Raw genomic sequence first — 13,307 nt, 5'->3', positions numbered from 1 at the left:
ATTCAGTTTTCTCCATATCAAAAAACAAAAAAAACTCAATAGATTCAATCGGATATCACTGAGCTATATATCCAGTGATGCATTATCCTTATGTCCTTAAACTTGTATCAGAATTGAAATAAAACGGTTGTCAAGTGCATAACTGCGGACTATGTTCTGGAATCGCTCAATGAAGAGCCGACCATTATCAGGTGTGCAGGGATGCGAAAGTCCAAGCGTTCGGGTGCTGTCCGTTATTCGTTTAAACCTGTAGCAAGCGGTGTGCTGTGTGCGTTGTCTTTTACAGTCGGCTGTTCTGCATACGCAGGCTATGTCGAGCAAGGCAAAGTGGGCGATGCTGCCAGTTGGCGCTCGGCAGAATTCCAGAGTGACTGGGGCCTGGGTCGCATTCAGGCTGATCACGCCTATGCTGCCGGCATCACTGGCGCAGGCGTCAGGATCGGTGCGCTGGACTCGGGTTTCGACCCTTCCCATCCGGAAGCCACGCCGTCCCGCTATCACGCGGTCACTGCCAGCGGCACCTACGTTGACGGTTCGCCCTTCAGCGTCACGGGTGCCATCAACCCGAACAACGATACCCACGGCACCCACGTCACCGGCACCATGGGCGCGGCCCGTGACGGTGTCGGCGTGCACGGTGTGGCGTACAACGCGCAGGTCTACGTCGGCAACACCAACCAGAACGACAGTTTCCTGTTCGGCCCGAGCCCGGACCCGCAGTATTTCAAGGCGGTGTACAGCGCACTGGCTGATGCCGGAGTACGCGCCATCAACAACAGCTGGGGCAGCCAGCCGTCCGACGTCACCTACGCCACCGAGGCGGGCGTGCGCGCTGCTTATGCCCAGCACTACAACCGCGGCACCTGGCTGGACGAAGCGGCGAACGTCTCGCGCAAGGGCGTGATCAATGTGTTCAGCGCAGGTAACACCGGGTACGCCAATGCCAGCGTCCGGGCATCGCTGCCGTATTTCGAGCCAGACCTCGAAGGCCACTGGCTGGCCGTGTCGGGCCTCGACAGCAGCAACGGTCAGCGTTACAACCAGTGCGGCCTGTCCAGATACTGGTGCATCACCATGCCGGGGCGGTTGATCAACGGCACCGTGCCTGGCGGCGGCTACGGCATCAAGTCGGGCACTTCGATGTCTGCACCGCATGCTACCGGTGCCTTGGCGCTGGTCATGGAGCGCTTCCCGTATATGAACAACGAGCAGGCGCTGCAGGTATTGCTGACCACCGCCACCCAGCTCGATGGCTCGATTACTCAGGCACCGACCAGCAGCGTTGGCTGGGGCGTGGCCGATCTTGAGCGGGCAATGCGCGGTCCCGGCCAATTGCTCGGCACCTTCGACGCCAATCTGGGCGCGGGTCTGACTGATGTGTGGAGTAACAATATTTCCGATCAGGCGCTGATTCAGCGCAAGGCCGAGGACACCGTCGAGCAAGCCGCATGGCAGCAGACGCTGATCAGCAAAGGCTGGCAGAACGGTGTTGCCAGCACCGCCAGCCAGCAGGATCAGGCCGATTATGCAACGGGCACTGCGCGCGCCGCCGCGGCTGCGCAACGCCAGTATCAGGGCAGCCTGATCAAGTCAGGTGCAGGCCGCCTGATTCTTGAAGGCACCAACACCTACCGGGGCGACACACTGATCAACGGCGGAGTGCTGTCAGTCAACGGCTCGCTGGTTTCAGCCGTGCAGGTCAACGCCGGCGGCACACTGGGTGGCAATGGCCAGATCGGCGGACTGACGGCGGGCAGCGGCGGTATCGTCGCGCCGGGCAATTCCATCGGTACGTTGCAGGTCAATGGCGATGTCGCCCTTGAGCCGGGGTCGACCTATGCCGTGGAGCTTTCACCGACGGCCAGTGACCGCATCGTCGCCACCGGCAGCGCAACGGTGTCAGGCGCAAACATGACCCTGGCGCTGGAGAACGCGACGCCGGTGGCCTTGAGTTCTGCACCGATACAAAGCGTCGTAAACCGGCAGTACAACGTGCTGCAAGCCGCCAGTGGTGTGAACGGCCAGTTCGGTTCAGTGACTTCAAACTACGCGTTTCTGGGTGGTCGACTCGACTACGCAGCCACCGGCGTCGTGCTTAATGTCGAGCAAACGTCCGCTTTCAACAGCGTGGCGCAAACCCCCAACCAGGCTGCTGTGGCGACTGCCGCCGAACAACTTGGCGCAGGCAACGCGGTGTACGAAAACCTGTTGCTGACTCAAAGCGCAGCTGCTGCCCGGGACAGCTCTCAGCATCTGTCAGGCGAGATCTACCCGGCCATCGGCAGTGTGCTGATCAATGACAGCCGTCAGGTCCGTGATGCAGTGGGTGAGCGTCTGGGGTCCAGCGTGTTCGGCACCGATGGCAACACCGCTGCCCAAGACAACGTCTGGCTCAAGGCCTTGGGTGCCTGGGGCAAAACCGACTCGCGTGACGATACCGCCGGTTACACCACCTCGATTGGCGGGCTGCTTGCCGGGGTCGATGGCAACATTGCCGACGACACGCGCCTGGGCGTTGTCGCGGGTTACAGCGACAGCTCGTTGAATATGGGCTCGGGCACGCATTCGCGGGCTTCGGTGGACAGCTACCATTTGGGTGCTTACATCGGCCACGAAATCGGCGCACTGCGCCTGACCCTCGGCGGCGCGCACAGCTGGCATCGCATCGATGCGCAACGCGACGTGCAGGTCGGCGGCGCAGCGGGCAAGGAGAAAACCAGACACGACGCGCAGAGCACTCAAGTGTTCACCGAGGCGGCGTACCGCATCCACTTGCAGCCTGCGACCCTCGAGCCGTTCGCCAACCTGGCCTACGTCCACCTCAATACCGACAGCTTCACCGAGAAGGGTGATGCGGCGGCGCTGTCTGCCGGCAGCGATAACCGTGATGCCGTGCTGAGCACCCTCGGCTTACGGGCGTTGAAAACCATCGCGATCACCGAATGGCAGAAGGTCGACCTGTCGGGCAGCCTCGGCTGGCAGCGCAATCTGAGCGACACCGACTCCGAGCAGCACCTGGCATTTGCCTCGGGTGGTGGCAGTTTCGGCATCCAAAGCTCGCCACTGGTCCGCGATGCTGCACTGGTCGGCGCCCACGCCAGCGTTGCGCTGAGCAAGGACGCGAGGATCAGCCTCGATTACAGCGGCCAACTGGCCAGCCGTGAAAAAAGTCATGGTGTTGGCCTGAGCCTTAACTGGCAGTTCTAACCCAGGCAGTACCCAACTCAAACCCAAACCAAAAAGAACGACGCGCATGCAGATGCATGCGCGCGCGGATTCGTGCGCGTTAACTAAGGACGGTAGCTTGATGAAAGATGCATTCACCACCCGACACACCTCTGTCAAACCCCTCGGTCAGGCCATTCGGGCCATCAACCGCGCCTCCTGCGGCGCGCTCGCCTGCTACCTGGCGACACTCGGCGTGGCTCATGCCGCACCTTATGTGGAAGCAGGGCAGGCGGGCAATGCGGCCAGCTGGCGCAGTGCCGAATTCAACGCCGACTGGGGGCTGGGCGCGATCAACGCCGATCAGGCCTATGCCGCTGGCTACAGCGGCAAGGACATCAAACTGGGCATCTTCGACCAGCCGGTCTATGCCCCCGCACCCGGAATTTGCCAGCCCCAACAAGGTGGTCAATCTGGTCACCAGCGGCATTCGCGAATACACCGACCCATACATCCCGGTGAAGGCGGGCGACGCCTTCCGCTACGACGGCGCGCCGACCCTGGACTCCGGTGGCAAACTCGGCAACCACGGCACCCACGTGGGCGGCATCGCTGGTGGCGACCGTGACGGCGGGCCGATGCACGGCGTGGCTTACAACGCGCAAATCATCAGCGCCGACAACGGCGACTCAGGCCCGGAAGACGGCATCGTGCTGGGCAACGATGGCGCGGTGTATCAAGCGGGCTGGAACGCGCTGGTCAGCAGCGGTGCGCGGGTCATCAACAACAGCTGGGGCATCGGCATCACTGATCGCTTCGATAAAGGCGGTCGCGACCCGGCTTTCCCGCACTTCACCGTGCAGGATGCACAAGTGCAGTTCGACCAGATCCGCCAGATCCTCGGCACCCGCCCGGGCGGCGCGTATCAAGGTGCGATTGACGCAGCCCGCAGCGGTGTCGTGACCATTTTCGCCGCGGGCAACGACTACAACCTCAACAACCCCGACGCAATGGCCGGGCTCGGCTACTTCGTACCGGACATCACCCCCAACTGGTTGACTGTCGCTGCACTGCAACAAAACCCCGACACTGCCGCCGCTGCGACCACGCCGTATACGCTGAGCACCTTCTCCTCGCGCTGCGGCTACACCGCCAGCTTCTGCGTCTCGGCACCGGGCACGCGCATCTACAGCTCGGTACTCAACGGCACCAGCCTTGCAGACCTGACCGTCGGCTGGGCCAACAAAAACGGCACCTCAATGGCCGCGCCCCACGTGGCGGGCAGCATGGCCGTGCTGATGGAGCGCTTCCCGTACATGACCGGCGCGCAGGTCGCCGACGTATTGAAAACCACCGCCACCGACCTCGGCGCACCGGGCGTCGATGCGCTGTACGGCTGGGGCATGATCAACCTTGGCAAAGCCGTCAACGGCCCGAGCCTGTTCGTCACCGAGGCAGACATTCCGGCTGAGTTCCGCATCAACGGCGCGTATGGCGACAGTCAGTTCGTCGTGGACTTACCCGGCGTCGGTGCGATTGTCGATGCCGGCAAACCGACCCAACGCACCTGCACCGGGCCGCAATGCGGGCTTGATGTGTGGAGCAACGACATCTCCGGTCACGGCGGCCTGACCAAACAAGGCATCGGCACGCTGGTGTTGAGCGGTGCCAACAGCTACAGCGGCCCGACTCTAGTGAATCAAGGACGCTTGGCCATCAACGGCTCGCTGGCCTCGGCCGTCACCGTCAACAACGGCAGCATCCTGGGGGGCAATGGCAGCGTCGCATCACTGACCGCCAATCAGGGCGGCACCGTCGCGCCGGGCAACTCCATCGGCACCCTGCAAGTGGCAGGCGACCTCAACCTGGCGCCGGGCTCGACCTATGCGGTCGAATTCTCACCCACCGCCAGCGACCGCGTTGTGGTCGGCGGCACCGCGACCGTGAGCGGCGCGAACATGGCCCTGTCTCTGGAAAACGATGACGTCGCACTGCTTGGTAACAACCAGACCAGCAGCGTTCTGGGTCAGCAGTTCAACGTGCTGCAAGCGGCGGGTGGCATTCAGGGTCAGTTCGGTTCGGTGACCGATAACTATGCCTTTCTGGACGGCAACCTGGCTTACACCGGCAGCGGCATGACACTGGCCCTTGTCCGTAACGGCGACAGCTTCGCCAGCGCCGCACAAACCGACAACCAACGCAGCGTGGCCCAGGCCATCGAGCAACTGAATGCGGGCAACTCGGTCTACGAGAGCATCATCCTCAGCCAGGACACTGCCAGCGCACGCCGTGCGTTCACCCAACTGTCGGGCGAAGTGCATCCGGCCATCGCCACGCAATTGATCAACGACAGCCGCCAACTGCGCGACGCTGTAAGTGACCGCTTGCGCGTGGAAGGTTTGTACGACCAGCCGGCACCGGGCAGTGAAGACAACTCGGTGTGGGTCAAAGCGCTGGGTGCCTGGGGCAAAAACAGTGGCAGCAGCGACAGCGCCAGCTCGAACTCATCGTTGGGCGGCTTGCTTGCCGGTGTGGACGGCCTGATCAGCGAGCACACCCGCTTGGGCGCGATGGCAGGTTACAGCGACACCTCGCTGAGCCTGGGCGACGACACCCACTCGCGCGCCTCGGCAGACAGCTACCACCTGGGCGCGTATATCGGCCATGAACAGGGCGCACTTCGCCTCACTGCAGGCGCATCGCACAGCTGGCACCGCATCGACGTGAAACGCGACCTGCAATTCGGCGCGTTTTCCGACCGTCAAAAGGTCAAACGTGACGCCCAGTCCAGCCAAGTCTTCACCGAAGCCGCCTACCGCCTGAACCTGCAACCGCTGGCACTGGAGCCGTTCGCCAACCTGGCTTACGTCCACTTCGACAGCGACAGCTTCACCGAAAAAGGCGGTGCCACAGCCCTCAAAGGCAGCGAAGACACCCGCGACACCGTGCTCTCGACCCTGGGCATGCGTGCCGGCAACCGCTTCAACCTCAACGACACCCAAAAACTGGATGTATCCGCCACCCTCGGCTGGCAGCACAACCTGAGCGACACCTCGTCCGAACAACACCTGGCCTTCGCCAGCGCGGGCAACAGCTTCAACGTACAAAGCGTCTCAATGGACCGCGACGCCGCCGTAGTCGGCGCCCGCGCCAGTCTGGCCTTGGGCAAGGACGCACGCATCAACCTGGACTACAACGGCTTGCTGGGTGCACGAGATAAAACCCACGGTGTGGGTCTTTCGCTGGATTGGCAGTTCTGATGGGGGAGGCCTGCGGGGGGCAGTAGCCTCGCAGGCTCTCGCCACCCTTCGTATGACTATCGTGCCAATGCTCCGCGTTGGCACGCATTTCGTGACGCTCTGCGTCATATCCAAGCCATCAGGCAAATATCAGATCACCCACGAATCCAAGCCTCTGCCCAAATGCGATTGGGCGGACTGGCCGAGGCTTCTGCCCGCAGGGCGTAGGAGCGAACTTGTTCGCGATCTGCCGGGAACCGGCAGCAAAACCTGTGCGTGCGATACATCCTCTGCAAACCGAGTCTCAAGATCGGGCTATTCAAACATCTCTAAAAAATATCTCCTCAAACAACCCAAATCCCCAACAACCACCTCAAAAAAACAAAATTTGATGGCTCATTACCATCATGGTAAAACCTTGCAACAGACACCCGTCTGCACTCGCTAAGGAATAGCCATGAAAAAGACAGGGACAGGCCTCTTCGCCACACTCGCATTGCTCTGTGCCTTCACCGCACAGGCCAGAGAAACCCAGGTCACAGACGCCTCAATCGTCAACGCCATCATCCAGGAATCCATCGACAGCTACCCCGGCAACTGCCCATGCCCCTACAACTCTGCCCGCAATGGCAGTCAATGTGGCAAACGCAGCGCGTACAGCCGCAAAGGTGGCTACGCACCCATCTGCTACAAGGATGACGTTACCAAAGAAATGATCAACGACTATCGGCGCCGCCTTAAAGACTGATCCGACGAGACGCAATGGCCGTCACCCACACGGCACGGCCATCACTCCGCATTCAACCCAGCCGAGAAGCAGGCAACACCGCCCGCCACCAAGACCGGCCTAAACTACGTAGCCGCGTCTCAATCTGCATCTGCGGATGCGCCAACAGCATCGGCATATCCCGCAAACGTATCCACGGCTCGCTGTGCCAGTGCAACATGCTCACCGACAACCCCGGCCACTGCAGCATACTCAGGTTCGGCGTGCAGTCATCGAACGGCACCTGCCCATCCCGCAACGCAGGCACCACCTCATTGGTAATCCATTGCCGCAACCCACGATTCTCCGCGTGATAGTGATGCACCATCATCGCGTACGCGCCCGACTCACTGACCATCAACTCTGACTGTGCTTCGCCATGCAGGTCGAGCGTGATCATCCGATGCTGGTCAGCGTCCAGCTTGCGCAACGTTCGCTCGTTCAAAGGCCAGCCGATCATGCGACCGAGATCACGGGCGCTGAACCAGGGTTGGTTTTCGAGGAGGAGGGCGAGGAGTTGGCGGTTGTGGCGGTGGAAGGGGGTTGGGGTGAAACCGGTAAAATCCTCGTGTGCCTCACGAGCACTGCCCCGGAATAGATTGCTTAACATGCTGACCTCTACGTATGAGCTGAAATAACGTTAAAGACCAACGTAGAGCGGGCGTAAGAAATCCCAACTGAGTGGCTCAGCAAAGCCGAGATTCCCGTTCAATCAGAACGACTGGAATCTGGAGCTAATGCTTGAACTCACTGTGTCTACGTTGGGCGTTTCTTAGGCACCGGCGCACATGATGCTGGCGCTGGTAGCGTGTCGATATCGGACCAGGGAGGGAGAGGCTGTCAGGGGTTTCCGATTTTTTGGAGGGCAGCGGGTCTCGGCAGCTCGGATTAAGCTTGAGGTTGTGCGAATAAGGATTGCTTGATAGTTATTTGATTTTAGAAACTCACGACCACTACACCGCCACAAGCGGTTGGCTAAGCCGTCTGTGCTCGGGGTCGGTGATATTGAAACTCTGGCTTAGCAAAGTTAATGCTTGTTAGCTAGCCAAGGAGATTCTTTTGATGAAATTATTTTCTTAAGTATCTCATTTTTCTGCTCGCCCATTTTTCCGTAGTGAATTTCTTTATGACATGACGGGCAGAGAGCTGCTATAAATTGTGGGTGGTCTAAGCCGCCATCTGATAAGCGATTTATGTGATGAGGTTCCAAATAAGGCTGTTCCTTTTTTGTGACGAAAGGAGCAGATTTCTCACAGCTTTCACATTTCCCATTAGCTCTTCGTAGCACATAGTCTTTTACTGCTTGGCTTCTAGCATACACTGTACGAATAGCCGTCATCTTGCCTTTGCTAGGCAATGCAACTGTTGCTTCATATGCGCGATTGCGGAGTATCTCTATTTCAATTTCTTGTTGGTCTTCTTGCAAGATTTCTCTCGGGCTTTCTTCGTTTGTTAGCAGATCTATTACAGGGATTAGGTGAAAGATTAAAATTTTTCGTGTAGTGCCTTCTCGATCTGGTCCGTCGGTCCACGAAATATCTGCGCATGAAAACTCACCAACGTATCGCTGTCCTTTCCGCTCATCAAGCGCTTTGAAAAGGTGTAAAGTTCGACCGGTTTCTGCGTGTTTTTGAATAGCTAGATTACCCCTGGTTAGAGTCATATCGCCAATTTGGCCCTCACCGGTGTACGAGTAAACACCACTCGCATCGATCTCATCCCGATAACCGTATTGTTCGCCTGACGAACCAGTGAATAAAAATACTGCAGGTGCTTTATCTGATGGTGCTATCCCACTTTGGAAACTACCGCCGAACGGCGCATGAATCTCAGACCTTCGATCATATATTTCTCCCTTTACGAATTCAAGTCTTGGTGATTTACGTAGATCTACGACCTCAAACCCGCGAGCACGAAGATATCCATTTGTAGGCCTACCTCCAGTAAAGTCATAAACGGCAATACCGGTAGCTAGAGAAACGATTTTTTTCGCAGGGTACAGCTGTCCCTCAACTCGGATAGCAAACTTATGTGACCTATTCGATTCCCATGTAGCCCAATCAGGCTGCTTCCTGAGCTCTTTGTCGAATTTTTTCAGTGCCTTTTCAATGGCTTTTTGTTCAACCGCCGGAATCGCCACTTCGTCATCCTTGTAGGAAAAATCTCCTGCAACTGTACGAAATGGATGAGCCTCTTGGCTACCTATACGATTACTAAAGACAGAAATTTCTTAGATGATTTTACGCAGTCAATAAAAAAGGCCGCCTATCGGCGACCTTCTTTGTGTAGGACTGGACGACTGCAAATCAATCCCAGCTCAACGCCCCACCCGTCTGATACTCAATAACCCGCGTCTCAAAGAAATTCTTCTCTTTCTTCAAGTCCATAATCTCGCTCATCCACGGAAACGGGTTCGTCGTCCCTGGATACTCTTCCTTCAGCCCAATCTGGCTCAGACGACGGTTAGCGATGAATTTCAGGTAATCCTCCATCATCGCCGCATTCATCCCCAGCACGCCGCGAGGCATGGTGTCGCGGGCGTATTCGATTTCCAGCTGGGTGCCTTGCAGGATCATCTGCGTGGCTTCTTCTTTCATTTCGGCATCCCACAGGTGCGGGTTTTCGATTTTGATCTGGTTGATCACGTCGATGCCGAAGTTCAGGTGCATGGACTCGTCGCGCAGGATGTACTGGAATTGCTCGGCGACGCCGGTCATTTTGTTACGGCGGCCCATGGAGAGGATCTGGGTGAAGCCGCAGTAGAAGAAGATGCCTTCCAGTACGCAGTAGTAGGCGATCAGGTTGCGCAGCAGTTCCTTGTCGGTGTCGACGGTGCCGGTTTCGAACTTCGGATCGGAGATCGAACGGGTGTATTTCAGGCCCCAGGCTGCCTTTTTGGCGACCGACGGGATCTCGTGGTACATGTTGAAGATCTCGCCCTCATCCATGGCCAGCGATTCGATGCAGTACTGGTAGGCGTGGGTGTGGATCGCCTCTTCGAAGGCCTGGCGCAGGATGTACTGGCGGCACTCCGGGTTGGTGATCAGGCGGTACACGGCCAGCACCAGGTTGTTGGCAACCAGCGAGTCGGCGGTGGAGAAGAAGCCCAGGTTGCGCATGACGATGCGGCGCTCGTCGTCGGTCAGGCCTTCCGGGTTTTTCCAGAGGGCGATGTCGGCGGTCATGTTGACTTCTTGCGGCATCCAGTGGTTTGCGCAACCGTCCAGGTACTTCTGCCAGGCCCAGTCGTACTTGAAAGGTACGAGCTGGTTGAGGTCGGCGCGGCAGTTGATCATCATTTTTTCGTCAACGGCGACGCGGGCGCTGGCGCCTTCGAGTTCGGCCAGGCCTTCAGCGACGTCCAGTGCATCCAGCGCTTTCTTGGCGCGGATCAGGGCAGCGGAGTCTGCGGCAGTCACGGCACGGGCTTCCTGTGCAGCCAGGCCACCGGCGCTGTCGAGGCGGTCCATGTTGGCTTCGTTGGCATGACCGGCGTTGGTCGCTTTGGCGACTACTTCGCCGTCTTCCTTATCGAATTCGTCCCAGCTCAGCATGGTGTACGTCTCCTGCCTGAGGGGTTGCCTGTGGCACCCCTGTTGGATTTTCAAAGTATGGGCTGCCAGCGTCGCGCTGAACGTGCGCTGGCAATGGAATTTTTACTCGGGGTCTGTCGCGATCGGCCGGCTTATGAGTGTGCCGGTCGCTCTTTGAATGTGCTGCCGAGGCTGTGCCTTACAGGCGAGCAGATCGAAAGCTCGAGGTTGCTTTCAGACAAGCCAGGTTTGCAGGTTTTGCAAATGGTCATTTGAGTACCCTTGAGCGAGCGCGGGATTATACAGATTTTGTCCGACCCCTGCGCATGTGTGACTGATTTTGATGTGGAAATTACGCCCGTTGTGAATGGCTCCGGTATTCAGTGAGCAGGCTCATGAATGCTTGGTGCCCGGGCGTAAATCCCTTATGTAGTGTTTTTTCTGAATCAGGAGCGCAGCATATAGTGATGTGTGAATTGCTGCAATCGGCTGCGCAACAGGATGTATAGCCATCCTCGGGGATGTGATGCCGGTCAATGTTCCCTGTTACACGCAGGTCGCGGGCTGTAACGAACAAGGGTTGATTGCATGCCAGAGATTAGCCTGAAGGCAGGCGACGAATGGTTATAGGCGCTACGGCTTTGCTTCGCGGATTACCAAGCGTCGTGGTCATGCCTGACATGCGCGATCACAGCACGAGAACATGCTCATGAAAAATTCTGGGCCCGTGTTTTTCGTCCACGCGGCAGGTGAAGCCCATGCTGGTTGCCAGTCCGTCCATGGCCAGATTTTTAGAGGCGTCCATTGATGATATTTTGCTGAAACCCTCCTTCGTCGCGGTTTCCATGAGGCGCTTCAGCAGAGCGGTGGCCACTCCCCGACGTTGCCATTTCTCAGAAACGGCAATGGCGAATTCGCAATGCGCGTCGCCTTCATAGGCACCGTAACGGGCAACGCCGATCTCCGTCAGTTCATCGTTTTGGAAGGCCAGTGCGATGTAGGCCATGCGATTGTGCAAGTCGATGTCCATGAGCTGATCGTGCACTTCTGCATGTTTGCTGAACGATCCCAGAAAGCGAAAGTGCGCGATGTCCTTGCCAAGGTCGTTTAAAAAGGAGAACTCCCTGTCCCGGTCTTTATCGGCCAACTGACGAATCAGCACCGGGGTATCATCGCGCAGCTTTTCGACCCAGAACCCGCCGATCAGATCGTCAGTGTCTTCGTTGAAGCGTTTGAGGATGTCTTCTGTGTAGGGCATGCGAGTAACTCCGGATGAACGAGGGGAATGCCCTTTGCAGCCTAGTCCGGCCAACGTGCAACGCCGCTATTATCGGCTCGCTGTACAGGTCGGCTGACAGTCGGTCAATTGATGAGCAGGTGGTTGTCCACGTTTTTGACACCCGGCACTGCCCAAGCGGCATGTTCGACCGCTTTGCGTTCACGCCAGCGGTGAACATAGCCTTCGAGCTTCACTTGATTGCCCTCGGCGGTGACGCGAATCTTGCTGGCGTCCAGTTCCGAGCTTCGGGCCAGGGCTTGTTCGATCAGTGTCTTGATGTCCAGGCCCGCAGTTTCAGGCCTGACGATCAGCCGGTTGTCGAGGTCCGCAACGCCTGCGAGGGTGTTGATGGCTTTTTGTGCGGCTTCTTTCTGGTATTGCCATTGCACATCGCCTTCAAGCGTTACCCGTCCGTGCTGCACCTTGACCTGTATGACCTGGTCGGGCGATATCGTGTTCCAGCGAATCAGGTCCAGGCAACGCGAGGCGATCACGCTGTCGTCGATGTAGAGGCTGCTCGGCACCCGCACTTCAAGTTCTACCGCCACGGCTTTGACGCCTTTGACGCTCTTGACTGCGCGTTCGGCCGCGATTTTTTCGGCGAAGGTTTTCACATGCCCGCTGAGCACCACCACGCCGTTTTCAATCGTGATACCAATCGCGGCAGCGTCGATGTGGGGTAAAAACTCAAGCTCGTCCAGAATCGTTCTACGTAACGTCAGGTCGCTCATGCCGAGCCCTCTTGATGATGGGTGGTGCGGCTGTTTATCCCGTCCCGCAGTCACCGCATTGAATACCCTCCTGCAGGCCAAACATTGAGTTTTGTCAGTTAAAGCCCTTTGCGTTATACCCGCTTATCTGCGCCGCGCTGAGTGCTCGCCTTGTGTGCCCCAGTACTTCTGCATCTCGATAAACAGGAAGGAAGCCGTCCAGGTGATGAGCACCAGCCCCGTCAGGGCTTCGAGTCCTGTCAGGTATTTGAGCGGGCCACTGGGCGTGATGTCGCCGAAACCGATGGTGGTGAACGTCGTGAACGAGAAGTACACCGAATCCATGAAGCTGCCGTCGAAGTTGCCCGTCAGGCGTCCCAGTGAGTCCGAGCGGTTCATCAGGTAATAACCCAGTGCGAATATCCACACTTCGATGGCATGGGCGACGAGGGCGCCCAGTACGCCGAACACCATCCTGAATCGATGCCAGAGGTTGAGCCTGGGCATCAGCCGGCTCAGGCGCAGCAGGCATTCATAATGAACAATGACCACCGTGGTGATAATCAGGACGTTGATCAGTGTGACAGTGATCATGGGAGTGTTTCCGGTCAGAAC

8 protein-coding genes and 1 pseudogene are annotated in these 13,307 nt (G+C 58.1%); 3 read left to right on the top strand and 6 right to left on the bottom strand.

The window, feature by feature from the left end:
- The first annotated feature begins 201 nt into the window (after positions 1 to 201).
- The 3 genes and pseudogenes from eprS (at position 202) to MME58_RS19160 (ending at position 7,152) form a co-directional block, all read left to right on the top strand.
- Positions 202 to 3,207: an autotransporter serine peptidase EprS gene (gene eprS, locus MME58_RS19170; protein ID WP_055004840.1), complete on the top strand. Its 3,006-nt coding sequence runs from the start codon at positions 202 to 204 to the stop codon at positions 3,205 to 3,207.
- Positions 3,208 to 3,307: 100 nt separating this feature from the next.
- Positions 3,308 to 6,425: pseudogene (locus MME58_RS19165) on the top strand (autotransporter domain-containing protein).
- A gap of 436 nt (positions 6,426 to 6,861) precedes the next feature.
- On the top strand, positions 6,862 to 7,152 hold the full coding sequence (locus MME58_RS19160; RefSeq protein WP_055004839.1) for a hypothetical protein: 291 nt from the start codon (positions 6,862 to 6,864) through the stop codon (positions 7,150 to 7,152).
- Positions 7,153 to 7,204: 52 nt separating this feature from the next.
- Here MME58_RS19160 and MME58_RS19155 read toward each other — a convergent pair whose 3' ends face one another.
- From MME58_RS19155 to MME58_RS19130, 6 genes are all read right to left on the bottom strand, one after another.
- Complete coding sequence (locus tag MME58_RS19155) at positions 7,205 to 7,780, bottom strand: BRO-N domain-containing protein (RefSeq protein ID WP_055004838.1); 576 nt, start codon at positions 7,778 to 7,780, stop codon at positions 7,205 to 7,207.
- Positions 7,781 to 8,197: 417 nt separating this feature from the next.
- Positions 8,198 to 9,310: an HNH endonuclease gene (locus tag MME58_RS19150; protein WP_055004837.1), complete on the bottom strand. Its 1,113-nt coding sequence runs from the start codon at positions 9,308 to 9,310 to the stop codon at positions 8,198 to 8,200.
- A 166-nt stretch (positions 9,311 to 9,476) separates the two neighbouring features.
- Positions 9,477 to 10,724, bottom strand: a complete 1,248-nt coding sequence (locus MME58_RS19145) for a ribonucleotide-diphosphate reductase subunit beta (protein ID WP_003393710.1) — start codon at positions 10,722 to 10,724, stop codon at positions 9,477 to 9,479.
- Positions 10,725 to 11,391: 667 nt separating this feature from the next.
- Positions 11,392 to 11,961, bottom strand: a complete 570-nt coding sequence (locus tag MME58_RS19140; RefSeq protein ID WP_054987135.1) for a GNAT family N-acetyltransferase — start codon at positions 11,959 to 11,961, stop codon at positions 11,392 to 11,394.
- A 104-nt stretch (positions 11,962 to 12,065) separates the two neighbouring features.
- Positions 12,066 to 12,713 carry a BON domain-containing protein gene (locus tag MME58_RS19135; protein WP_054987134.1) on the bottom strand — a complete coding sequence of 216 codons (648 nt, stop codon included), beginning with the start codon at positions 12,711 to 12,713 and terminating at the stop codon, positions 12,066 to 12,068.
- Positions 12,714 to 12,836: 123 nt separating this feature from the next.
- Positions 12,837 to 13,286, bottom strand: a complete 450-nt coding sequence (locus MME58_RS19130) for a potassium channel family protein (RefSeq protein ID WP_054987133.1) — start codon at positions 13,284 to 13,286, stop codon at positions 12,837 to 12,839.
- Positions 13,287 to 13,307 lie beyond the last annotated feature (21 nt).

It is taken from the genome of Pseudomonas syringae pv. tagetis (assembly GCF_022557255.1).
GTDB lineage: Bacteria > Pseudomonadota > Gammaproteobacteria > Pseudomonadales > Pseudomonadaceae > Aquipseudomonas > Aquipseudomonas caricapapayae.
The sequence above is the reverse complement of the archived record's forward strand: the minus strand, read 5'-3'. Positions and strand labels throughout refer to the sequence as shown.